Origin of the sequence: Streptomyces sp. NPDC057099 (assembly GCF_042671245.1) — a bacterium.
GTDB lineage: Bacteria > Actinomycetota > Actinomycetes > Streptomycetales > Streptomycetaceae > Streptomyces > Streptomyces purpurascens.
On the sequence record NZ_JBHUTX010000007.1, the window covers coordinates 272,306 to 293,312 of the forward strand.

Here is a 21,007-nt window from a genome sequence, read left to right on the forward strand (position 1 = left end):
GGGGGGGCGGGGCGGGGGGGGGGGGGGGGGCGGCGGGGGGGGGGGGGGGGGGGGGGGGCGGGGGGGGGGGGGGGCGGGCCGCCGGCCCCCCCGCGCCGCGCTCGCGCGGCGCCTTGAAACCCCGTAGAGAAAGTTGTAACTCAGTCGGGCTGCCGGGGCTCGTCCCGTCTCGGTTGATGTGCCGTCAGTTCCCCTGAGAGCTTTTGCGCACTCTCGCCTTCGGGCGGGAGGGGGCGTTTCGTCTTGTCCGGGGTCAGCGAGCGTCGGTCTTTCGCCGAAGGCCAGCGAGCGCCTTCCCCCAGGGATAAGCGCGCGGGTTCCCCCGCTTCGGAGGGTGCGACTGGTATCCGTCCGGGCCATCGAGGACCAGAATGCCCTGCTCGCGCAGGACGGCAATCGACCGTGCCACCGCAGGCTGCGCGCCCTGAGCCTGGTTGAAGTAGGGCATCGCTACGACTGGCACGCCCATGTGCACCGCTTCCGACGGGATACCGATGGCGACAGTGTCCGAGATGCCGGCCCCCCACTTGTTCAACGTGGTGCACGACATCGGCGCGACCAGCATCGCGTCGGCCTTCGGTAGGGCGTCCTTCTCCCACGGCAGCTTGTACCGCGACCGAACGGGGTGCCCGGTCAGCTCGACGAGTTCCTCCATGCGCGGCTCCCACCAGGTCGCTGCGGACGGGGTGAGGATGAGGCACACGTCCCAGCCGTCGGCCTGCGCGGCGCGGACGCCGTCGTCAATGTGCTGGGTCGGGCCAGCGGCGCAGGCAATGAGGTAGAGCACTTGGGTCATGCCCGCAGTCCACAATGCCCGGCAAGCCTGCGCAAGGCCGGTCCGGGGTCCCGGGTCACGCGGACCACGTCCTTGACGAGGTTCACCGTCTCCGGGCGTCCGCGCACCTCCTCGGGTGCCAGCTCGTCGGCCTGGAGCAGGGCTGCCGCGGCGGCGCCCTTGCGTCGGGTCAGCAGCGAGGCGCGCGCGATGGCGACCCGGTGCCCGGCCTGCCGCTCCCGGGTCATCCCCGCGAGGGCTTCGGGCCTCGCGTCCTCTGCGGCTTCGAGCGCGGACCATCCGTCCTCGAAGCGGAGCAGCACGTCCATCCGGTGCAAGGTGACGTTCGTCGGCCCGAACTGGGTGTAGTCCTCGTCCAGGTCGGCGCCCTGCCGCGCGGCTACGTCCCCGGCCTCGGCCACGTACCCGCCCGCCGCCGCGACGCGCCCGGGGGTCCGCTCCTGCGAGGACTCGGCGAGCGCGGCGGACAGGTACAGCATTCCGAGGGTGGACAGGCCGAGCGCCCCGCGGTCGGTGAGCCCGTCGGCCAGGCGCCGCGCGGCCGTCGTCGCGAACTCGACCGCCGAGGCCGGACGTTGTTGGTGGACGAGGCTTTTCGCGACCCGCCGGGCGGCCGCGCCCATCTGCACCGGGTCACCGGACCGCTCGGCGGCGACCAGCGCCCGGTCAGCGGCGAGCGCCGCCGGGATCGCCGTTGCCGCACCGTACTTGTGCAGGTACGAGGTGACGAGCTGGTACACGCGGGAGAGCAGCGCATGCGCCTCACCCTGATCGCCGACGGGCGCCGCGTGCACCGCCCGCCCGGCATCCCCGATCAGTGCGGGCAGGTCCCGGGAGAGCGCAGCGTAGTGGCAGGACTGGAAAGCCACGCAGCAGTAGTCGAGGCGGCGTTGCAGAACATCCCGCCGCAGGGGCACGTCGTCGTCACGGTCGGGGCCGTACAGGGCGTCGATGACGCGGAGGGCGTCGGCGGGCGGGGCGCTGTCTGCGGGCTGCTGGGGCGCGGAATCGGTCAAGAGCTGCTCCAGGGGGACGCGGAGGATCTCGGCCGCGCGCACCAGTACCGAAAGCCGCGGGTCCTGTTGGCGCTTGCCGCCTTCGATGTCCTGCACCCAGCGTTTCGTCTGGCCCATGAGGTGGCCGAAGTCCGACTGGGTGTAGCCGCGCTCGGCTCGCCAGTAGGCGATGCGCCGGCCGATGCCTGAAGTGTCCATCCCAGTGCCCCCGTACAAGGCACGCACTTTGCGTGCCCACCCGTGTTGTACCGCGTCCTACCGTCCCATGTGTGAGGCGGACCACATGCGACAGGGGAGACGCGAGCATGAACAGCGATCACAGCCGTCTGGCGTTACGACCGATCGAGGCTGCGCCCGGCGTGCTCATTCACCCCACCGCTGACCGGCGGTTGGCCTCGGAGCACTGGCTGCTGGCAACACTTCCGGCACCGAGCCGTGACCGCGCCCGGCTGGAATGGGAGCAGCACCAGGTGACGCTGCTGCCGCTGGGCACCCTGTTCTCCGCTGTGCGGATCCCCGGCCGTCTCCTCGTCGCCCTCACTGGCATCACCGGGGCCCCCGAGCTGGACCAGTTCCTGCGCGAGACCCTCGACGGCGGCCCGGTCATCTGCGATCCGCGCTTCCGCCGGTACTACGCCCTGGTCCCCGCGAGCATGCCCAGAACCTGGCACCAGGCCCTCGACGACCGGCGGGCCATGGGCGTGGACTGCCTGGGCCGCGGCAGCTACCTCGGCGTGCCGAGAGTGGACGTCGTGCAATGGACTCCTCCCCGCGCCACCTACTGGTCGGCGCCTATGGACTCGCCCTCGACGCTGTGCTCGCCCGCCGAGGTCGCCCGCCTCATCGCCGCCGGACAGCACTGCGTGCCTGCGGAGCCGGAGGCATGAGCGGCCGCGAGTATCCGTCGTCCGTCGACGCCCCCTGGGCAGCCGCGTTCGAGTGCCTGGCGGACCACTGCATGACGTGCCCGACGTGCACGGCCGCTGACGACCAGGGCGCGAACCTTCGGCTGACGTGCCCGGAAGCCGTACGGCTGAGCAGGGAATGCCGGGACGCGCGCCGCGGCGCCTGACCCAAGGAGACGCGCGCCCCCAACCTCCAACCCTGGACAGGTCGAGCGCCGGGGCGGGCTCGTCAAGCGATCGAAGAAGAGAGGAAGAACTCTTGTTTGCTCACTCAGATCGGTTCCCGACCGGGACGCCTCTGCCGTCCGGCGCGGCCACGCCGCCCCCTTGGGGCGTGCGGCGCATGGCTCCGTATCCGGCGATGGCGCCGGGCTACGCCCGCGTCGAGCTCGACCGAACCACCCAGACGGCTCGCTACTTCGACGCCGACGGCCATGTGCTGGAGATGGGGAAGCACGGCACCAGCAGTGGCACGAATCCGGCGACCAACACCGGTAACCCGTCAGACGGGTCCGGTGACGGTGGCAGCGGCGGCGGTGACCAGGACACCGGGAACGACACCGACCAGTGAGCGATCTCGGTCCGGTGCTGGTCGTCACCAATCTGGACGACCCCACGGCCGACGTGGTGATCAGTGAGCTGCACGGCCGGGGTGTCCCGGTCGTGCGGTTCGATTCGGGGGACTTCCCTCACGCCCTGTCGGTCACGGCCACGATCACCTCGAACGGCGTGGAAGGAACGCTGTCCACGCCGTCACGGACCGCCGACCTGACACAGGTCCGGTCCCTGTACTACCGCCGGCCTTCCGGCTTCACCTTCCCGCACCTGGACGAGCAGGACGCCCGGTTCGCGGTCGCTCAGGCCCGCTACGGTCTGGGGGGAGTCCTCGCGTCGCTTCCCGGCTGCCTGTACGTCAACCACCCGCACCGCATCGGGGACGCCGAGTTCAAACCGTCCGGCCTGGCCGCCGCTGCGGCTGCGGGGTTCCATCTCCCGCCGACGGTCATCACCTCGGACCCGGATGCCGCGCGATCGTTCATCAAGCAGCGCGCACCCGTGATCTACAAGCCTCTGTCGGCGCCGCTGTACCGCATCGACGGGGTTTCCTGCACCGTGGAGGTCGCCGAGGTGGCGGCCGATGACATCGATGAGGCCGTCTCCGGCACCGCGCACCTGTTCCAGCAGCGGATCGAGAAGACCGCGGACGTACGCGTGACCGTCATCGGTGACCGGGTGTTCCCCGTCCGCATCGACTCGGACCTGTTGGACTGGCGCACCGACTACAGCCGTCTGCGCTACACCGTGGTCAGCCCGCCGCCCGGCATCGTCGACGCCCTGCACGCGTACCTGTCCCGCTTCGGCCTCGTCTTCGGCGCTTTCGACTTCGCCATCGACCGCGAGGGGCAATGGTGGTTCCTGGAGTGCAACCCGTCCGGGCAGTGGTACTGGCTGGAACCGGAGACCGGCTTGCCGATGCTCGAGGCCATGGCCGACCTGCTGGAAAGGAAGGTGCGTTGATGACCGTCGTGGACTCCGCAACCCATCGCCGTGCGTTGGCCGGTCGACTCGCCGGTGGCGGCTTTCTGCGTACCCCGCCGTGGCGCGCGGCTGTCGAAACCGTGCCCCGCCATGAGTTCCTGCGCGGCGGCTTCTTCGATCAGGTCGACGGCTCCGCACCTACCGCCTGGCGGCCAGTCCTGCCCGACACAGCCGGCTGGCTGGAGCGCTGCTATGCGGATGCGTCGCTGGTCACTCAGATCGCCGGGACCGTCGTGCCGGGCGACATCCGCGGTGAGATTCTGCGCACCCCCACGTCGTCCAGCACCATGCCGAGCCTGGTCGTGCGGATGCTGGAAGAGCTCCAAGTCGACGACGGCAACCGGGTGCTTGAGATCGGCACTGGCACCGGTTACTCGACGGGGCTGCTGTGCCACCGACTCGGAGACGAGTTGGTGACGTCGGTGGAGGTGGATGCGGAGGTGTCCAGCAGGGCGAGTGCTGCCCTGGGTTCCTGCGGCTACTTCCCCGAGTTGGTGGTCGGTGACGGCCTCGCCGGGCACAAGGACGGGGCCCCGTACGATCGGCTGGTCGCCACCTGCGGGGTGCTGGAGGTACCGCACGCCTGGATCGAGCAGACCGCACCGGGCGGAGTCATCCTGGCCACCCTGTGCGGGTGGCTGTATGCCTCGGAGTTGGCCCGGCTCACCGTCGGCGACGACGGGGTGGCCCACGGCAGACTGCTCGGGGGGCAGATCTCCTTCATGCTCGCCCGGCCGCAGCTGCCGCCCCCGCTCGGCATGCTCCCCGACCTCGACGACGGCAAGGAACGTGAGACCGTCACCGGGGCTGACGTGCTGAACAACTGGAGCGCACGCTTCGTCACACAACTCGCCGTGCCGGGCGCCCAACGGCTGACGATGCAGCGGGACGGGCGCACCGAGAACGTCCTGGTCGACGTCGGCTCCGGTTCGTGGGCCGCGGTGTACGAGGACGGCGGCCGGTGGCTCGTCCGACAAGGCGGGCCGGAAGGGCTGTGGGACCGCGTGGAAGAACAGCTCGGCCGCTGGTACGCCGCCGGCGCACCGAAGCTGGAGGAGTTCACCGTCGTCGTTACGCCGGAGGGGCAGACGATCCGCTGGTAGCCGAAGCGAGGGGAGCTCTCGGCCGCCCCGCTGATGTCAAAAGTGGATGTCAAAGGCCCCGGACCATGATCGGTCCGGGGCCTTTTGGCTGGTGCCCCCGGCAGGATTCGAACCTGCGACACCCGCTTTAGGAGAGCGGTGCTCTATCCCCTGAGCTACGAAGGCAGTGGCATCGGACGCAAGCAGCGGCGTGCCTGTGGTCTGGGAGGACCACTGGCGTCAGCGTACCGGATGCGGGTCGGGTGGGTGTGGGGTCAGGTCAGGGGGACGTGGGTGAAGCGGGCGGCGGTGTGGAGGTCGGACTCGATGCGGGTGGCGGTGGTCGTCAGCTCGGGGAGGAGGTCCGTCACGCACTCCCGGAGGGTGTGGCGGCTTGCGTGCATCGCTGTGTTCAGGGCGGACACGACTCGTCCGGAACGGTCGCGGATCGGGACCGCGATGGAGCGGAGGCCCTCTTCCAGTTCCTCGTCCACCAGGGCGTAGCCCTGGGAGCGGATCGCGGTCAGGGTGTCCGTGGACGTGGTCGTGGCCCTGTCCGACAGGAGGACTCGGCCCAGAGCCGTCGCGTACGCCGGCAGGCGGGTGCCCAACGTGATGTTCACGCTCATCACCCGGCCCGTGGCCACCCTCGCCGTCAACTGGATCTCCTCGCCCGAGTCGGCCAGCACCGCCAAGGACGTCGACTCGTGGATGCGGGACGTCAGGTCGGAGAGGTGGGGGTGGGCGATGTCGGGGAGGGTCGTGCGGGAGAGGGGTGGGAAGCCCAGGGAGAGGACCTGGGGGGTCAGGGCGAAGGTGCGGTCGCCTGTCGGCGTCACCAGGTCCAGGTGTTCGTAGGTGATCAATGCGCGGCGGGCCGTCGCCCTGGCCAGGCCCGTGGCCTGGGCCACCTCCGTGAGGGTCAGCTCCGGCCTGTCCTCGCGGAAGGCCGTGAGGACCGTCAGGCCCCGTGCCAGGGATTCGATGAAGTCGCGGCCGAGTTGCTGTTTCGACGCGCCCGTCCAGAGCGCCAGGTCCGATGGCGGTGTGCCGGGGGGTGGGGGTGGGGTGCGGTCCAGTTCCCCCTCCATCTGCGTGACCGCCGCCTGCAGCCTCGGCAGCAGGGTGGTGCGCAGGCTGTGTGCCGTGTGGCGGCTGGTGTGGCTGACCACGCTGGCCACGCAGACCGGCGGGCGGTGGGCGGTGGTCGGGTGAGGGGAGCGGACCGGTACCGAGATCGCCACCAGGCCCGGTTCGATCAGTTGGTCGTCCAAGGACCAGCCGTTCGCGGCCGCCTCCCGCGTACGGCCCACGAACGTCTCGTCGTCTCTCGCGTCCGCTCCGTACTTGCGCGGTGGTACGGCCGTGAAGGAGAGGTCCCTCGGGTCCGCCGCCCGGCGTTCGCGCCAGCGTTGCCAGTCGGTGGCCGTCCACTCCGTCGCGAACAGAGGGCCGGGGGCGGTGCGTTCGGCGGGGAGCAGGTCGCCGATGCGGAAGCTCAGGGACATCGCGCGGCGGCGGGTGGCCTGGTGGATGAAGCGGATGCCGTCGCGGTCGGCGACCGCCAGGGAGACCGACTCGTCCAGTTCGTCGGCCAGGGCGTCCGCCCGGGACGCGAGGAGGGAGGGGAGGCGCAGGGCGCCGAGGTAGGCGTTGCCCAGTTCCATCAGGCGGGGGGAGAGGTGTACGTCCCTGCCGTCCACGCGGACGTAGCCCATGCGGGCGAGCGTGGCCGTGATGCGGTCGACCGTGGAGCGGGCGAGGCGGGTGGCCCGCTCCAGGCCGCTCAGGCTCAGCGTGCCGTCCGCCTCGGTCAGCTCCCGCAGCACCGCGATGCCGCGTATCAAGGGAGTGACCGCCTCATCCGGCGTGATCGACCCTGTGGTCGGTGTGGTCGACTCCCCGGTCGCTGTGGTCGACTCCCCGGCCGGTGTGGCCGTGCCGCCGTCCTCTGTCGTCGCTCCGCCGCCTCCTGCCGTCGTCCCGCCGTCCTTCACCGCCGCCCCGTTCTCGTCGGCCGAGGGGGCGGCGGACCCCTCGGGGTCGTCGTTCATGGGCTTCGCTGGCATCGGCTCTCCGGTACGGCGGTCGCGGCAGGCCTACGGTAATCCGGAGTCCGGGACGCGTTCCCCCTGGCGTCGCTACCCCCTCGTCACCCGCACGCGATACCCGCCCTCACCTCCACCTCCTCCCTGCAGATCGATCCCCGCCACCTCGATCTCCACCCCCTTGCGCGCGTCCCGGAACGTCTCCCCGGGCGTGAACGGCGCGTCCGACAGTTCCGCGTGGATGTTCGGCGCACGGGTGCAGCCACCGCTGTCGCGCCGGGAGTCGTAGACCGTGACGGGGCCCATGCCCGTGTCCACCTCCGCGTCGACCTTGTAGATCAGGACGCCCGGGCGGCACACGGTCTCGTCGTTGCCCGCGCGGGTGCGCAGTTCCACGGCGTAGCCGGTTGCGCTGTCCAGGGGGAGGACGACCAGCTTGGAGCCGCCGGCGTTGGCCAGCGGGGTCAGGGTGTACTCCGAGGTGCCGGGGGTCGCCACGCAGTGGACCTGGGCCGCGTCGAGCCAGCCCAGCTTCCACTTGTGCCAGCCGAGGAAGTCGTTGTTGGCGCCCCAGTCCTCGCTCATGATGTCCCAGTGGCCGACCGCGCCCCCGCCCTCGGCGGTGTACAGGTCGGGCAGGCCGAAGACATGGCCGTTCTCGTGGGGGAGTACGCGGTAGCCGTTGCGGTCGTAGGAGCCGGAACCGTCGTCCTGGCGGGAGTAGACGAACGAGGCGTTCGCCACGGGGGTGCCGTCGGCTGTCGGGGCCTCGGGGTTGCCGGCGAAGGTGACGGACAGGACCGTGTCCAGGGCGGACGGGCCGGCGTTCGGGGTGACCAGCACGTTGACCAGGTCGTACGCGCGGAAGTCCACCTGGGGGTCGGCCGCGGCCACGAGATCCTGGACCAGCGTGCGGTAGCCGGGGTCGAAGGGGGCGCCGCGCTCTATGCCGTACTCGCGGAAGGACTTCGGCATCCGCAGCCACCCCGGGATAGGGGTCTCGGGGCGGTAGTCGAGGCGGCCGTAGGAACTCGTGCGGAACCACTCGCGGGTCTGCGGGAAGAACTCCCGGAAGCGCTCCAGAGCGTCGCCGTCGCCGGGGGCGTCGGAGAAGTCGATCATCAGGGTGAGGGCGCGGACGGTGCCGGTGGAGCGGGTGTAGCCGCCGGAGGTGGGGATGCCCTCGGACATCTGGACCTCGCGGGCGCCGCGGATCAGGCAGGGGCCGTGCGAGGAGCTGCGGGACAGGGAGATCGGTCCGGCTCCGGCCGTCGTGGCGCCGGGGGTGAGGTGGCCCGTGCCGGCGGAGGTGCTGACCGAGAAGGTCAGGGCGGTCACGCAGGCGAGGGCGGCCAGACGGCTCCGGGGTGGCCGGGGTATCCGACAGCGGGGCGGCTGCGTACGGCCCGAGCCGCCCTGCTGCGTACCGCCCGTGACGCATGGACCGAGCGACCCCGCCGCGCCCCGGCGCCGGGGTCGCTGAGGCTGCTGCTGCGGCTGCATGCAGGGGACCTCCCGCGCCACGGCAGCCGCCGGTCTCCGGCTGCACCCTTCCGCTCACCCTGCGTTGCGGCGGATGGCGGCGCGCGTTGGAGGAGACCGATCGTGGGTTTCCCGTCAGTAGCGCCCCGCGTCCGCCCCGCGCCCCCCAGAGCACTTGTGATCCAGGTCACAAGAAAAAAATCCCGGCTACGGGAAATACCGGGGACCCACTCCCCGTTTAGCCATGTGTCAGAGCGAAGCGGGGACGTGCTCCCCGGATCGCACACACCTCACTCATCCAGGAGTACGCCGTGCAGACCGCCACCCCCGAGCAGCGCAAGGCGCCCCGGCCTCGCGCCGACGCCCTGCGCAACCGGGAGCGGATCGTCACCGCCGCCCGGGAGATGTTCGTCGAGCACGGCCCCGAGGTGCCGCTCGACGAGATCGCCCGCAGGGCCGGCGTGGGCAACGCCACGGTGTACCGCAACTTCCCGGACCGCGACGCGCTGGTCCGCGAGGTCGTCTGCTCCGTCATGGACCGTACGGCCGCCGCGGCCGAGCTCGCGCTCGCCGAGACCGGGGACGCGTTCGAGGCGCTGGAGCGCTTCGTGCACGCCGCCGCCGACGAGCGGATCAGCGCGCTGTGCCCGATGGTCTCCAGCACGTTCGACCAGCACCACCCGGATCTGGAAGCCGCGCGCGAACGGGTCGAGAGCCAGGTCGCCGAGGTCATGGACCGGGCCAGTGCGGCCGGGCAGCTCCGCTCCGACGTGGGCGTGGGAGACGTCATGATCGCCGTGGCCCAGCTCAGCCGGCCCCCGGCCGGGACGGACTGCTTCCGTGCTGACCCCTTCGTCCACCGCCATCTTCAGCTGTTCCTGGACGGGCTGCGGGCACCCGCTCGCTCCGTTCTGCCGGGCACGGCCGTGACCCTGGAGGATCTGCGCCGGCCCTGACCGATTAGTGACCTGACCGATTAGTTCAGCGCGTCCCATCCGTCTGAAGCCAAGACACCACCTCTGAGGCCAAGACGACAGTCCCTGCGGCCGTCCCCATGGACGAGTCCGCTGTCTCTCGACATCTCTTTCCGTCACGAAGTCCCGAAGTGGGTACCCCCATGTCTGAAACAGCCTCAAAGGCACTCGGCACTCCGGCCGCCTCGCCGGACGCCGGCCGCTGGAAAGCGCTCGTCTTCATCGCGCTCGCCCAGCTGATGGTCGTCCTGGACGCCACCATCGTGAACATCGCCCTGCCCTCCGCCCAGCAGGACCTGGGCATCTCCGACGGCAACCGGCAGTGGGTCGTCACGGCCTACGCCCTCGCCTTCGGCGGTCTGCTCCTGTTCGGCGGCCGGATAGCCGACCTGTGGGGCCGCAAGAGGGCGTTCGTCGTCGGGCTCGGCGGCTTCGCCGCGGCGTCCGCGCTCGGCGGGGCGGCCACCAACGAGGCGATGATGTTCGGCGCCCGCGCCCTCCAGGGCGTCTTCGGTGCCCTGCTCGCGCCCGCCGCGCTGTCGCTCCTCGCCGTGATGTTCACCGACGCCAAGGAGCGCGCCAAGGCGTTCGGCATCTACGGCGCGATCGCCGGTGGCGGCGGTGCCGTCGGTCTGATCCTGGGCGGCTTCCTCACCGAGTACCTGGACTGGCGCTGGACGTTCTTCGTGAACATCCCGTTCGCCATCGTCGCCGCTGCCGGTGCCTACTTCGTCATCCGTGAGCCGGAGGGCGGCCGCAACCGTTCGTCGCTCGACATCCCCGGCGTGATCCTGTCCACCCTCGGCCTGGTCGCCCTGGTCTACGGCTTCACCCGCGCCGAGTCCGACGGCTGGAGCGACTCCGTGACCGTGGGGATGTTCGTCGCCTCGGCCGTCCTGCTGCTGGCCTTCGTGATCGTCGAGTCCAAGGTCAAGGCCCCGCTGCTGCCGCTGCGCGTGGTCACCGAGCGCAACCGCGGCGGTGTCTACCTCTCCCTCGGGCTCGCGATCATCGCGATGTTCGGCCTGTTCCTCTTCCTGACCTACTACCTGCAGATCGTGAAGGGGTACTCGCCGGTCAAGACCGGGTTCGCCTTCCTGCCGATGATCGCGGGCATGATCACGGGCTCGACCCAGATCGGCACCCGTCTGATGACCCGGGTCGCGCCGCGCCTGCTGATGGGCCCCGGCTTCCTGGTCGCCGCGCTCGGCATGCTGCTGCTGACCCAGCTGGAGATCGGCTCCTCGTACGCGGCCCTGCTGCTGCCGGCGATGCTGCTGCTCGGCCTCGGCATGGGTACGGCGTTCATGCCGGCCATGTCCCTGGCCACCCAGGGCGTCGAGCCCCGGGACTCCGGTGTCGCCTCGGCGATGGTCAACACCTCGCAGCAGGTGGGCGGCGCGATCGGTACCGCCCTGCTGAACACCATCGCCGCCTCGGCGACGACGTCGTACATCGCCGACCACATCGTGGGGGCGACCAGCCGGTCCCAGCAGCAGCTGGTCCAGCTGGAGGGCATGGTCGAGGGCTACACGAGCGCCATCTGGTTCGCCGTCGGCATCCTCGTCGTGGCCGCCGCGATCGCCCTGACCTTCGTCAACGCCGGCCGGCCGGACAGTTCACCCGTGACCGGCTCGGACTCCGGCGTGGACGACGAGGTGCAGATCCCGGTCGTCGCCCACTGACGGCGGCCCCTGAGAAACCCCCTTCGGGCCACCCGTAGGCACGAGGAAGGGGACGCCTCGTACCTATGGATTCCAGGACCTGCCCCGGCTCAGCGGAGCCAGGGCAGGTCCGCACCCGCTTCGGTCGGCTGAAGTCCCTCGGCGACGATCCTCATGATCTCGCCGAGGGACTTCTGCTGTTCCGGGGAGAGCCGGTCGAAGACCGCCTGCCGTACGGCCTCCACATGGCCCGGGGCGGTCTGCCGCAGCACCTCGAAGCCCTGGTCCGTGAGCACGGCGAACTGGCCCCGCTTGTCGTCGGGGCAGTCCTCGCGGCGCACCCAGCCGTTCTTCTCCAGACGCGCGATGGCGTGCGAGAGGCGGGAGCGGGTGATCTTCGCCAGCATGGCGAGCTCGGTCATCCGCAGTTGCCCCCGGGGCGCGTCGGCGAGCTTGACCAGAAGGCCGTAGTAGACGTGCGGCATGCCCGCGTCGCGCTGGAGCTGACGGTCGAGATGGTCGTCGAGGAGGGTGACGCCCTCCATGAACGAGCGCCAGACGCGCTGCTCCTCGTCGGTGAGCCAGCGCGGTTTCTGGGGCTCCTGGCCGGAGCCGGGTGTCGGTGCGGATGCGGGTGCCTTCATGTGTTCCACTCTACGTGGCCCCTCCTTGAAGATTAAACAAATGGCCCGTACAGTTTTGTCAGGGAACCATTCTGGAGGGAGTCGCAGCATGTCCGCCGCCACCCAGGAGCGCATGCCCGCTCTGTACCTCAGCCACGGCGCCCCGCCGCTGGCCGACGACCCGGTCTGGCCCGGTGAACTGGCCGCCTGGTCCGCCGGACTGCCGCGCCCCAAGGCGATCCTGATGGTCTCCGCCCACTGGGAGGAGGCCCCGCTCGCCCTCGGCGCCACCGAGACCGTCCCCCTCGTCTACGACTTCTGGGGCTTCCCCGAGCACTACTACCGGGTGAGGTACGAGGCTCCCGGCGCACCGGAGCTCGCCGAGTCGGTACGGAAGCTGCTGCGCGCCCCCGGTGTGCCCGTCCAGGACGTCCCCGACCGAGGCCTCGACCACGGCGCGTACGTTCCGCTGGTCGAGATGTACCCGGAGGCCGACATCCCGGTCCTCCAGGTCTCCATGCCGACGCTCGACCCGGTCAGGCTCATGGAGATCGGCCGCAAGCTCACCCCGCTGCGGGACGAGGGCGTGCTGATCGTCGGCTCCGGCTTCTTCACCCACAACCTGGCCGCCCTCCGGCAGGGCGGCATCCCGGGCTGGTCGGCGGAGTTCGACGACTGGGGCCGGCGGGCGCTGGAGGCACGGGACGTGGACGCCCTGCTTGACTTCCTCCACACCTCGCCCGCGGGGCAGCTCGCCCACCCGCGCACCGAGCACTTCGCCCCGCTGTTCGTGACCATGGGCGCCGCCGACGCGGCCGGTGAGCTGGACGCGCAGAAGTCGGTGATCGACGGGTTCTGGATGGGGCTGGCCAAGCGGTCCGTGCAGTTCGGCTGAAATTGGCCTCAAGGGGCCCGGAGTCCGCGCCGCGGGTGTTAGGTGGTCCGCTCCCCGGGTGTCAGAGCGGCTTCTCGTACCAGGCCACGTCCCAGTAGCGGCCGAACTTGTGGCCGACCTCCCGGTACGTTCCGACGTACCGGAACCCGCAGCGCTCGTGCAGCCGGCCGGACGCCTCGTTCGGCTGGGCGATGCCGGCGTAGGCGCGGTGCAGGTCCTCGCCGGACAGGGCCTCGAAGAGGGCCTCGTACAGGAGGGTGCCGATGCCGCGGCGGCCGGCGTGCGGGGCGACGTACACGGTCGTCTCCACCGAGGTGGCATAAGCGGGCTTCTGCCGGAAAGGGCTTGAGGTGGCGTAGCCCAGAATTTCCTGTGAGTTGGTGCCCGTGGCAACCATCAGGCGATGCGGGCCGTCTACAGGATGGGAGAGCAGCCAAGGGCGGCGCTCTTCCGGAGTGAAGATCGCGGTATCGAATGTGATCGCTGTCTCACGTACATAGTGGTTGTAGAGGGCTGTGAGAGCTTCGAGGTCGGCCTCGACTCCCGGCCTGACCTGCAGCTCTGTACGTTCTGACGGCATCGTGCCTCCCCAGGTGGCCGGACAGGGTACTGCATGATCAGGAAAATCGTGGGGCGGGTTGGGAATTCTGTCCTGATTCCAGTCGTTGTTTCCATCGGATGCAGGGCACCCGAGGAGAGTCCGGAGAGTCCCGGAGACGGAGTCCAGCGTCCGAAGGACCGCCCGCTGACCTCACCATCGCAAGGGAGCACGCATGGCAACCCGTGCCGTCGCCCGTCGTAAGTCCGCCACCGGCGAGACGGCCGACGCGGCAAGCAGTGTTCGCGCCCATGGCGGCGAGATCGCCGACCGCGACCTGGTCGGCATGTACCTCGACGAAATAGCGCGCACACCACTGCTCGACGCCGCCAAGGAGGTCGAGCTGTCACAGGTCATCGAGGCGGGTGTGTTCGCGCGGCAGGTCCTCGACGGGTTCGAGGACACCAAGGCCGACGCCACCCGTCACGAACTCGAGGCCCTGATAGCCGACGCGGAGCGGGCCAAGGACATCTTCATCCGGTCCAACCTCCGCCTGGTCGTCGCCGTCGCCCGCCGCTACCCCCGCAGCGGTCTGCCGCTGCTGGACCTGATCCAGGAGGGCAACGCCGGCCTGGTGCGCGCGGTCGAGAAGTTCGACTACCGCAAGGGCTTCAAGTTCTCCACGTACGCGACGTGGTGGATCCGCCAGGCCATCACCCGCTCGATAGCCGACCAGTCCCGTACGATCCGCCTGCCCGTCCACCTCGTGGAGGAGCTCGGCCGGATCCGCCGTGTGCAGCGCGAGTTCAACCGCGAGCACGGCAGGGACCCGGAGCCCGCGGAGATCGCCGCCGAGCTGGCCTCGACGCCGGAGCGCGTCACCGACGTGCTCGACTGGGCCCGCGACCCGGTCTCGCTGAACATGTCGGTGGACGACGAGGGCGAGACCCAGTTCGGCGACCTCCTGGAGGACACCTCGGCGGTGTCGCCCGAGCAGTCGGTGCTCACGCTGCTGCGCAGCGAGGAGCTCGACGACCTCATCGGCCGCCTCGACCAGCGCACGGCCTCCATCATCAAGATGCGCTACGGCATAGAGGACGGCCGGGAGCGCACCCTGACCGAGGTCGGCAAGGAACACGGACTGACCCGCGAGCGCATCCGGCAGATAGAGAAGCACGCGCTGCTGGAGCTGAAGAAGCTGGCGCGCAGCACCGGTTTCGACGCGGCGGCGTGACGTCCGGTTCGCACCCGGCTGCGTGATGCGTGACACCGCGTACGCCGGGTGGCGAAAGACCGCGCAAACATGGCGTTGTATCGCCGCTTAAGCCGAAGGACTCGGGGAACAAGAATTCCGGGTCCACCAGTTCGGGCCCGGGGCCTACACCCCCTCGGCCCCCAAGAACCAAGTCCCGTCGCACTCCCCCCGGCGCCGGGACTCTCCCAAGGCCGGACTTCGGCGCCCCTCCCCCCGGGCGCCGGGGTCCGGCTCTTTTCCTGCCGGCGCCTCGCGCGCGGTGCTTGGAGGGCGGGGCACCCCGTACCTGAACCACGGGGTGGCCCGCCAGATGGCAGATTGTGTCACATGGGCATACCCTGCCGGGCGTGAGCAGCACCACCCCGACCCCGCCTCAGGCCTCGCTGACCGAGCGGCGGAAGGCCGAGACGCGGATGGAGATCGCCCGGGCGGCGGCGGGCCTCTTCGTCCGGCACGGCCTGCGCGCCACCCGCGCGGAGGACATCGCCCAGGCCGCCGGTATCGCCCCGCGCACGTTCTACCGGTACTTCGCCACCAAGGAGGAGGCCGTCGCCCCGCTCTACGCGGCCGGTGCCCAGCGCTGGGTGGCGGCGGTGCGGGCCGCTCCGGCCGACGCGAGCGTGCTCCAGGCCCTGGAACAGGGCGTCCGCCACACCCTCACCCCGGGCGTCGGCGTCTCGGCCTCCTCCTGGGAGTGGGTCCGCACGCTCCTGCGCCTCGCCGAGGCCAACCCGTCCCTGCGCCGGGTCTGGGCGGAGGTGTGCCAGACCTCGGAACGGATGCTGGGGGAGGTGCTGGCGGAGCGGGTCACCGGAGCCGAGAAGACCGACGACAACGTTGCCGCCGCCCCCGGAATACGCTTCGCCGCCGCCGTCGCCAGTGCCGCCGTACGCGCCGCCCTGGAGGCCTGGGCGGAAGGAGACCGCCCGGTGGAGGGCCCGGGCGGACCCGCGGAACTCGCGTCACGGAACCTGGCGGCGCTGCGGGATTTCCCGTGGGAGGCGTGACGCCGCCGCCGGGGGTGCCGGGGGTCATGCCCCGTCGGGGTCTTGGTTTCCGGCTGCCTTGCTCAGCCGTGCCCCCAACTCCCTGACGACCCCCACGAGTTCCTTCGGCTCCCGGACCGTGAAGTCGCACTCCAGCATCGCCAGCCGGAAGGCCACCCACTGCACCTGGTCGCCCGCGGATCCCCGCAGTCGGCAGCTGCTGTCGTCCAACGGCTCGGGTGTGCCGAGCCACTTCGGCAGGCGGGCGGCGACGAAGTCGGCCGGTGCGGCGAAGGTGACCTCGAAGTCGTAGGTCTGCTGCTGCCGTTGCATCGACTGGCGGAGGAACTCCGCAGCGCTGCCCGTCGGCAGCTCGCGCGGTACGAAGCGGGCCCCCGTGGCGAACGGTTCGCTCACCCGGTCGACGCGGAACGTGCGCCAGTCGTCGCGGTCGATGTCGTAGGCGACCAGGTACCAGCGGCGGCCCGTCGAGACCAGCCGGTACGGCTCCGTCAGACGCCGTGAGCCGGTGCCGTCCGCCGCGCGGTAGGCGAACCGCAGCCGCTCGTGCCCGGCCACCGTCGAGGCCATCACGGTCAGTGTCTCGGGTGCGATGCTCGGGCCGTCCCCGCTGGTCAGCGGCATGGTCGCGGCCTGGAGCGTGGTCACGCGGTGGCGCAGCCGGCCCGGCAGCACCTGCTCCAGCTTGGCCAGCGCCCGCACCGACGCCTCGTCCAGGCCCTCCACCGCGTGCCCCGCCCCGGCGCGGAGCCCGACCGCGATGGCCACGGCCTCCTCGTCGTCGAGCACGAGCGGCGGCATGGCCTTGCCGGCGACCAGCCGGTAGCCGCCGTCGGCACCCTTGGTCGCCTGCACGGGATAGCCCAGTTCGCGCAGTCGGTCGATGTCCCGCCGGACCGTGCGGCGGGAGACCCGGAGCCGGTCGGCGAGCTCGCCGCCGGGCCATTCGCGGGGCGTCTGGAGGAGGGAGAGGAGCGTGAGCAGCCGGGCCGGTGTGTCCGTCGTCATACCGACGAGGATGCCGTACCACTAGGTCATGATCTGACCTAATGACCCCCTAGATTCGAAGCATGACCTCCACCGACACCACCCCCGGCTCCACGGACGGCGGCGGGACCGACCGCCGCCGCTGGTTCGCCCTCGCCATTGTGATGACCGCCGCCTTCATGGACCTCGTCGACGTCACGATCGTCAACATCGCCATCCCGTCGATCCAGCGGGAGGCGGGCGCGTCCTTCAGCGAGATCCAGTGGATCACCGCCGGATACGCCCTCGCCTTCGCCGCCGGGCTGATCACCGGCGGACGGCTCGGCGACATCCACGGCCGCAAGCGGATCTTCCTCGTCGGCATCGGGGGCTTCACCGTCGCCTCCGCGCTGTGCGGCCTCGCGGTGAACCCGGAGATGCTGGTGGCCTCGCGGTTCCTGCAGGGCGGTATGGCGGCGCTGATGGTGCCGCAGGTGCTGTCGATCGTGCACGCGACCTTCCCGGCGCACGAACGGGGCAAGGTCTTCGGGCTGTTCGGCGCGGTCGTCGGACTCGGGGCCGTGTCCGGTCCGCTGCTCGGCGCGCTGCTGACGGAGTGGAACCTCTTCGGGTGGGAGTGGCGCTCGATCTTCCTGATCAATCTGCCCGTGGGGGTCGCGGGCCTGATCCTCGGCAGCCGGTTCATCACCGAGTCCAAGGCGCCGAAGGCCCTCAAGCTGGACCTGGTGGGTGTCGCGCTCGTGACGCTGGGCCTGCTGATGCTGCTCTACCCGCTCATCCGCGGCCGCGAGCTGGACTGGCCGCTGTGGGGGTACGTCTCGATGGCCGGCTCGCTCGTCGTCCTCGCGGCGCTGGTGGCGTTCGAGAGGCGCAAGAGCGCCCGGGACGGCTCCCCGCTGGTCGAGCTGTCGCTGTTCCGGGTCAAGAGCTTCGCGGCCGGGATCGCCGTACAGACCGTCTTCGGAGTCGCGCTCGGCATCTTCTTCCTGGTGTGGACGCTGTACATGCAGTTCGGGCTGGGCTGGACCCCGCTCAAGGCCGGGCTGACCGGGGTGCCGTTCTCGATCGCGGTGTCCGTGGCCGCCGGGATGTCCGTGCAGAAGCTGGTCCCGCGCTTCGGACGCAAGGTGCTTCAGGCGGGCGCGCTGGTCATGGCGGCCGGGGTGCTGCTCTACATCTGGGAGTCCGGGCGCTACGGCCTCGCCATCACCTCCTGGCAGATGGCACTCCCGCTGGTCGTGATGGGCGTCGGCATGGGCCTGATCGTCGCGCCGCTGACCGACGCGATCCTCTCCGAGGTGCCGCGCGAGCACTCCGGTTCGGCCTCCGGCCTCATCAACACCGTGCAGCAGATGGGCAACGCGCTCGGACTCGGGCTGGTGTCGGTCGTGTTCTTCGGCTCGATCAGCGACCATCTGAGCCGGGATCAGGTGGGCCCGGCCTTCGCCGACGCCTTCGAGAACGCGCTCGGTTGGGTGGCCGCGGTGATGGCCGTCATCTTCCTGCTGATGTTCGCCCTGCCGAAGCGGCCGGCGCAGCACGTGGAGGGTGAGGCGCTGGCGGCGGAGGGGAAGGAAGCGGTGCTGGTCTGACAGCGGGGTACGTCGTACGGGCCCGGCACCTCACAGGGTGCCGGGCCCGTTTCTGTTTCCGATCATGCCCGATTGAGCCCGAACCTGTTTACTTCCCGGAAATCTCGGCGTAGCCTCCCGCTGAAACCACACGTTCGGGCATGAGGCGGAGGCGAAACAGACATGTACGCACCGGAGCGGCAGCAGGAGATCCTCCGGCTCGCCCGTGACGGCGGCCGAGTGGATGTCGTGTCGCTGGCCGAGGAGTTCCAGGTGACGGCGGAGACGATCCGCCGGGATCTGACGGCCCTCGACCGGGCCGGCCTGGTCCGCCGGGTGCACGGCGGAGCCATCCCGGTCGGGCGTCTCGACTTCGAGCCGGACCTCGCCGAGCGCGAGACCGCGGCGGCCGACGAGAAGGACCGCATCGCCAAGGCGGCCCTCGCGGAACTGCCGAGCGAGGGCACCATGATCCTCGACGCCGGGACGACGGTGGCGAAGATGGCCGCCGCCCTCCCGCTGGACGCCTCCCTCACCGTCGTCACGCACAGCCTGCCCATCGCGGCCCGCCTCGCCGACCACCCCGGCATCCAGCTGCACCTCATCGGAGGGCGCGTGCGGCACCGTACGCGCGCCGCCGTGGACGCCTGGGCGCTCCGGGCGTACGGCGAGATCCGCGCCGACGTGCTGTTCGTGGCCGCCAACGGCTTCTCCGCCGAGCACGGTCTGACCACCCCCGACCTCGCCGAGGCCGCCGTGAAGCGCGCGGCCGTGGCCGCCGCCCGCCGGGTGGTCCTGATCGCCGACTCCTCCAAGCACGGCCAGGAGCACTTCGCCCGCTTCGGCGACCTGAGCGATGTGGACCTGCTGATCACCGACAGCGGGCTGAGCCCCGAAGACGCCGTCGCCATCGAGCGCGGCGGCACGGAAGTAGTGCGCGCATGATCCTCACCGTCACCCCCAACCCGTCACTGGACCGCACCTACGAGGTGCCGTCCCTCGACCGCGGCGAGGTCATCCGCGCCACCGGCGAGCGGATGGACCCGGGCGGCAAGGGCGTGAACGTCTCGCGCGCGGTCGCCGCGGCCGGACAGCGCACCGTCGCGGTCCTGCCGCTCGGCGGCGCCCCGGGCGCGCTCGTCGCCGACCTGCTCGACAAGCAGGGCATCGAGGTCGCGCCGGTCCCGGTCGCCGGGGCCACCCGCTCCAACATCGCCCTCGCCGAGGCCGACGGCGTCCTGACGAAGATCAACGCACCGGGTCCGGAACTGTCCGAGGCCGAGCGCGAACTGCTCCTGGAAACCGTACGGCAGCAGTCCGGCGACGCCGCCTGGATCGCCTGCTGCGGCAGCCTCCCGCGAGGCCTCGCCCCCTCCTGGTACGCCGAGCTGGTCGCCCGCACCCACGCCGCCGGTGCCCGGATCGCCCTGGACACCTCCGGGCCCGCGCTGCTGGAGGCGCTCCGGGAGCGGCCCGACGTGGTCAAGCCGAACGCCGAGGAACTCGCCGGAGCCGTCGGCCGCCCCCTCGCCACCGTCGGCGACGCCGTGAAGGCGGCCGAGGAACTGCGCGCCATGGGCGCCCGGGCCGTGCTCGCGAGCCTCGGCGCCGACGGGCAGCTGCTGGTGTCCGACGAAGGCGCCTGGTTCGGCAGCGCCCGCGTGGACACCGTCCGCAGCAACGTGGGCGCCGGTGACTCCTCCCTCGCCGGTTTCCTGATCGCCGGCGGTAGCGGCCCGGACGCCCTCGCCTCCGCGGTCGCCCATGGCGCGGCGGCCGTCCAGCTGCCCGGCAGCGTCATGCCGACGCCGGGCGACCTGGACCCCGCGGCGGTGACGGTCACGGCGGAGGTCCCGGCGGACCGTGTGCTGAAGGAGCCGGTGTCATGACGTACCTCGAGCCGCACGAACCGGACCCTGAGCGGCGGACCTCCCCGTTACTCCCCGCCGCCACCCTCGTCACCCCCCACCGCAGCACCCCCGTCCCTTCCCCCGCCCACCCCACGCACCGGGCGATACGCGAGCTAAGGAGCCCGCGATGAGCGACATGATCACCGCGGAACTGGTCGATCTCGACCTGTCCGCCGACACCAAGGAAGCGGCGGCGCGCGCCCTCGCCGAGCGCATGGTGGCCCTGGGCCGGGTGACCGACCTGGACGGCTTCCTCGCCGACGTGGCCGCCCGCGAGGCCCAGATGCCGACCGGCCTCGACGGCGGCATCGGCATCCCGCACTGCCGCAGCGAGCACGTCACCGAGCCGACGCTCGCCTTCGGGCGCAGCTCCGACGGCATCGACTTCGGTGCGACGGACGGCCCCGCCGACCTGATCTTCCTGATCGCCGCGCCGGCCGGTGCCGACGACGCCCATCTGACGATCCTGTCGTCGCTGGCCCGGCAGCTGATGAACACGGAGTTCACCGACGCGCTGCGCTCGGTCGGCGACGCGGGCGCCGCGGCGGCGCTGATCCGGGGCGACGAGCCCGACTCCGCCGATTCTTCCGCGGAGGCGGCCTCCGAAGACACCGTGGCGGGGGGGGGGGGGGGGCGAGCCCGCCCCCCCCCCGGGGCCCCCCCCCCGCCGCGGGGCGGGCGCGCCCCCCCCGGGGGCCCCGGGCGGCAGGGGGCG

The 21,007-nt window shown here is 71.2% G+C and carries 21 protein-coding genes and 1 tRNA gene; 14 read left to right on the forward strand and 8 right to left on the reverse strand.

Going from position 1 to position 21,007, the window contains the following annotated elements; translation table 11 throughout:
- Positions 1 to 253: 253 nt before the first annotated feature.
- Together ACFT4A_RS13370 and ACFT4A_RS13375 are read right to left on the reverse strand one after the other, a co-directional pair.
- A complete protein-coding gene (locus tag ACFT4A_RS13370; protein ID WP_382829047.1) occupies positions 254 to 796 on the reverse strand; it encodes a flavoprotein in 543 nt (180 codons plus the stop codon).
- A complete protein-coding gene (locus ACFT4A_RS13375) occupies positions 793 to 2,010 on the reverse strand; it encodes a helix-turn-helix domain-containing protein (RefSeq protein WP_382829050.1) in 1,218 nt (405 codons plus the stop codon). The genes ACFT4A_RS13370 and ACFT4A_RS13375 overlap by 4 nt, the downstream gene beginning before the upstream one ends.
- Before the next feature lie 107 nt (positions 2,011 to 2,117).
- Here ACFT4A_RS13375 and ACFT4A_RS13380 point away from each other — a divergent pair, with 107 nt between their 5' ends.
- The 5 genes from ACFT4A_RS13380 (at position 2,118) to tgmC (ending at position 5,359) form a co-directional block, all read left to right on the forward strand.
- On the forward strand, positions 2,118 to 2,699 hold the full coding sequence (locus ACFT4A_RS13380) for a hypothetical protein (protein ID WP_382829052.1): 582 nt from the start codon (positions 2,118 to 2,120) through the stop codon (positions 2,697 to 2,699).
- Positions 2,696 to 2,884 carry a hypothetical protein gene (locus tag ACFT4A_RS13385; protein ID WP_382829055.1) on the forward strand — a complete coding sequence of 63 codons (189 nt, stop codon included), beginning with the start codon at positions 2,696 to 2,698 and terminating at the stop codon, positions 2,882 to 2,884. Before ACFT4A_RS13380 ends, ACFT4A_RS13385 begins: the two co-directional genes overlap by 4 nt.
- Positions 2,885 to 2,976: 92 nt before the next feature.
- The gene (gene tgmA, locus ACFT4A_RS13390; protein ID WP_382829058.1) at positions 2,977 to 3,288 is read left to right on the forward strand and encodes a putative ATP-grasp-modified RiPP; all 312 of its coding nucleotides are present in this window, start codon (positions 2,977 to 2,979) and stop codon (positions 3,286 to 3,288) included.
- Positions 3,285 to 4,235: an ATP-grasp ribosomal peptide maturase gene (gene tgmB, locus ACFT4A_RS13395; protein WP_382829059.1), complete on the forward strand. Its 951-nt coding sequence runs from the start codon at positions 3,285 to 3,287 to the stop codon at positions 4,233 to 4,235. Before tgmA ends, tgmB begins: the two co-directional genes overlap by 4 nt.
- Positions 4,235 to 5,359 (forward strand): ATP-grasp peptide maturase system methyltransferase, encoded by a 1,125-nt coding sequence (gene tgmC / locus ACFT4A_RS13400; protein ID WP_382829062.1) that lies wholly within the window; start codon positions 4,235 to 4,237, stop codon positions 5,357 to 5,359. Before tgmB ends, tgmC begins: the two co-directional genes overlap by 1 nt.
- A gap of 89 nt (positions 5,360 to 5,448) precedes the next feature.
- Here the strand turns inward: tgmC and ACFT4A_RS13405 are convergent.
- The 3 genes from ACFT4A_RS13405 to ACFT4A_RS13415 all read right to left on the reverse strand — a co-directional run bounded on the left by ACFT4A_RS13405 (position 5,449) and on the right by ACFT4A_RS13415 (position 8,766).
- A tRNA-Arg gene (locus tag ACFT4A_RS13405) sits at positions 5,449 to 5,524 on the reverse strand.
- A gap of 89 nt (positions 5,525 to 5,613) precedes the next feature.
- On the reverse strand, positions 5,614 to 7,407 hold the full coding sequence (locus tag ACFT4A_RS13410; RefSeq protein ID WP_382829065.1) for an IclR family transcriptional regulator C-terminal domain-containing protein: 1,794 nt from the start codon (positions 7,405 to 7,407) through the stop codon (positions 5,614 to 5,616).
- 72 nt (positions 7,408 to 7,479) lie between these two features.
- The gene (locus tag ACFT4A_RS13415; protein ID WP_382829126.1) at positions 7,480 to 8,766 is read right to left on the reverse strand and encodes a M6 family metalloprotease domain-containing protein; all 1,287 of its coding nucleotides are present in this window, start codon (positions 8,764 to 8,766) and stop codon (positions 7,480 to 7,482) included.
- A gap of 413 nt (positions 8,767 to 9,179) precedes the next feature.
- Between ACFT4A_RS13415 and ACFT4A_RS13420 the strand changes: the two genes are divergently transcribed.
- Both ACFT4A_RS13420 and ACFT4A_RS13425 read left to right on the forward strand, forming a co-directional pair.
- Positions 9,180 to 9,824 (forward strand): TetR/AcrR family transcriptional regulator, encoded by a 645-nt coding sequence (locus ACFT4A_RS13420; protein ID WP_382829068.1) that lies wholly within the window; start codon positions 9,180 to 9,182, stop codon positions 9,822 to 9,824.
- A 161-nt stretch (positions 9,825 to 9,985) separates the two neighbouring features.
- Positions 9,986 to 11,527 carry an MFS transporter gene (locus tag ACFT4A_RS13425; RefSeq protein ID WP_382829071.1) on the forward strand — a complete coding sequence of 514 codons (1,542 nt, stop codon included), beginning with the start codon at positions 9,986 to 9,988 and terminating at the stop codon, positions 11,525 to 11,527.
- Positions 11,528 to 11,616: 89 nt separating this feature from the next.
- Here the strand turns inward: ACFT4A_RS13425 and ACFT4A_RS13430 are convergent, their stop codons facing one another.
- Positions 11,617 to 12,150: a MarR family winged helix-turn-helix transcriptional regulator gene (locus ACFT4A_RS13430; protein WP_382829073.1), complete on the reverse strand. Its 534-nt coding sequence runs from the start codon at positions 12,148 to 12,150 to the stop codon at positions 11,617 to 11,619.
- A gap of 88 nt (positions 12,151 to 12,238) precedes the next feature.
- Between ACFT4A_RS13430 and ACFT4A_RS13435 the strand changes: the two genes are divergently transcribed.
- Entirely contained in the window at positions 12,239 to 13,024 is a 786-nt protein-coding gene (locus ACFT4A_RS13435) for a dioxygenase (protein ID WP_382829076.1), read from the forward strand.
- 61 nt (positions 13,025 to 13,085) lie between these two features.
- Here ACFT4A_RS13435 and ACFT4A_RS13440 read toward each other — a convergent pair whose 3' ends face one another.
- A complete protein-coding gene (locus ACFT4A_RS13440) occupies positions 13,086 to 13,604 on the reverse strand; it encodes a GNAT family N-acetyltransferase (protein ID WP_382829077.1) in 519 nt (172 codons plus the stop codon).
- Positions 13,605 to 13,797: 193 nt separating this feature from the next.
- Between ACFT4A_RS13440 and ACFT4A_RS13445 the strand changes: the two genes are divergently transcribed.
- Together ACFT4A_RS13445 and ACFT4A_RS13450 are read left to right on the forward strand one after the other, a co-directional pair.
- Positions 13,798 to 14,796, forward strand: a complete 999-nt coding sequence (locus ACFT4A_RS13445; RefSeq protein WP_382829079.1) for an RNA polymerase sigma factor RpoD/SigA — start codon at positions 13,798 to 13,800, stop codon at positions 14,794 to 14,796.
- Positions 14,797 to 15,164: 368 nt separating this feature from the next.
- Entirely contained in the window at positions 15,165 to 15,824 is a 660-nt protein-coding gene (locus ACFT4A_RS13450) for a TetR/AcrR family transcriptional regulator (protein ID WP_382829081.1), read from the forward strand.
- Positions 15,825 to 15,848: 24 nt separating this feature from the next.
- Here ACFT4A_RS13450 and ACFT4A_RS13455 read toward each other — a convergent pair whose 3' ends face one another.
- Entirely contained in the window at positions 15,849 to 16,832 is a 984-nt protein-coding gene (locus ACFT4A_RS13455; protein WP_382829084.1) for a helix-turn-helix transcriptional regulator, read from the reverse strand.
- Between the two features lie 62 nt (positions 16,833 to 16,894).
- Between ACFT4A_RS13455 and ACFT4A_RS13460 the strand changes: the two genes are divergently transcribed.
- The 4 genes from ACFT4A_RS13460 to ACFT4A_RS13475 form a co-directional block, all read left to right on the forward strand.
- Entirely contained in the window at positions 16,895 to 18,403 is a 1,509-nt protein-coding gene (locus tag ACFT4A_RS13460) for an MFS transporter (RefSeq protein ID WP_382829086.1), read from the forward strand.
- Positions 18,404 to 18,565: 162 nt separating this feature from the next.
- Positions 18,566 to 19,327, forward strand: a complete 762-nt coding sequence (locus ACFT4A_RS13465) for a DeoR/GlpR family DNA-binding transcription regulator (RefSeq protein ID WP_382829088.1) — start codon at positions 18,566 to 18,568, stop codon at positions 19,325 to 19,327.
- Positions 19,324 to 20,271: a 1-phosphofructokinase gene (gene pfkB / locus ACFT4A_RS13470; RefSeq protein ID WP_382829090.1), complete on the forward strand. Its 948-nt coding sequence runs from the start codon at positions 19,324 to 19,326 to the stop codon at positions 20,269 to 20,271. The genes ACFT4A_RS13465 and pfkB overlap by 4 nt, the downstream gene beginning before the upstream one ends.
- Positions 20,272 to 20,419: 148 nt before the next feature.
- Positions 20,420 to 21,007: PTS sugar transporter subunit IIA (locus ACFT4A_RS13475; protein ID WP_382829092.1), on the forward strand; the 588-nt coding region annotated here is incomplete at its 3' end.

Coding starts and splice junctions, on each gene's coding strand:
- ACFT4A_RS13370 (WP_382829047.1), bottom strand. CDS start 796: ATGACCCAAGTGCTCTACCTCATTGCCTGCGCCGCTGGCCCGACCCAG.
- ACFT4A_RS13375 (WP_382829050.1), bottom strand. CDS start 2,010: ATGGACACTTCAGGCATCGGCCGGCGCATCGCCTACTGGCGAGCCGAG.
- ACFT4A_RS13380 (WP_382829052.1), top strand. CDS start 2,118: ATGAACAGCGATCACAGCCGTCTGGCGTTACGACCGATCGAGGCTGCG.
- ACFT4A_RS13385 (WP_382829055.1), top strand. CDS start 2,696: ATGAGCGGCCGCGAGTATCCGTCGTCCGTCGACGCCCCCTGGGCAGCC.
- tgmC (WP_382829062.1), top strand. CDS start 4,235: ATGACCGTCGTGGACTCCGCAACCCATCGCCGTGCGTTGGCCGGTCGA.
- ACFT4A_RS13410 (WP_382829065.1), bottom strand. CDS start 7,407: ATGCCAGCGAAGCCCATGAACGACGACCCCGAGGGGTCCGCCGCCCCC.
- ACFT4A_RS13425 (WP_382829071.1), top strand. CDS start 9,986: ATGTCTGAAACAGCCTCAAAGGCACTCGGCACTCCGGCCGCCTCGCCG.
- ACFT4A_RS13430 (WP_382829073.1), bottom strand. CDS start 12,150: ATGAAGGCACCCGCATCCGCACCGACACCCGGCTCCGGCCAGGAGCCC.
- ACFT4A_RS13435 (WP_382829076.1), top strand. CDS start 12,239: ATGTCCGCCGCCACCCAGGAGCGCATGCCCGCTCTGTACCTCAGCCAC.
- ACFT4A_RS13440 (WP_382829077.1), bottom strand. CDS start 13,604: ATGCCGTCAGAACGTACAGAGCTGCAGGTCAGGCCGGGAGTCGAGGCC.
- ACFT4A_RS13445 (WP_382829079.1), top strand. CDS start 13,798: ATGGCAACCCGTGCCGTCGCCCGTCGTAAGTCCGCCACCGGCGAGACG.
- ACFT4A_RS13455 (WP_382829084.1), bottom strand. CDS start 16,832: ATGACGACGGACACACCGGCCCGGCTGCTCACGCTCCTCTCCCTCCTC.
- ACFT4A_RS13460 (WP_382829086.1), top strand. CDS start 16,895: ATGACCTCCACCGACACCACCCCCGGCTCCACGGACGGCGGCGGGACC.
- ACFT4A_RS13465 (WP_382829088.1), top strand. CDS start 18,566: ATGTACGCACCGGAGCGGCAGCAGGAGATCCTCCGGCTCGCCCGTGAC.
- pfkB (WP_382829090.1), top strand. CDS start 19,324: ATGATCCTCACCGTCACCCCCAACCCGTCACTGGACCGCACCTACGAG.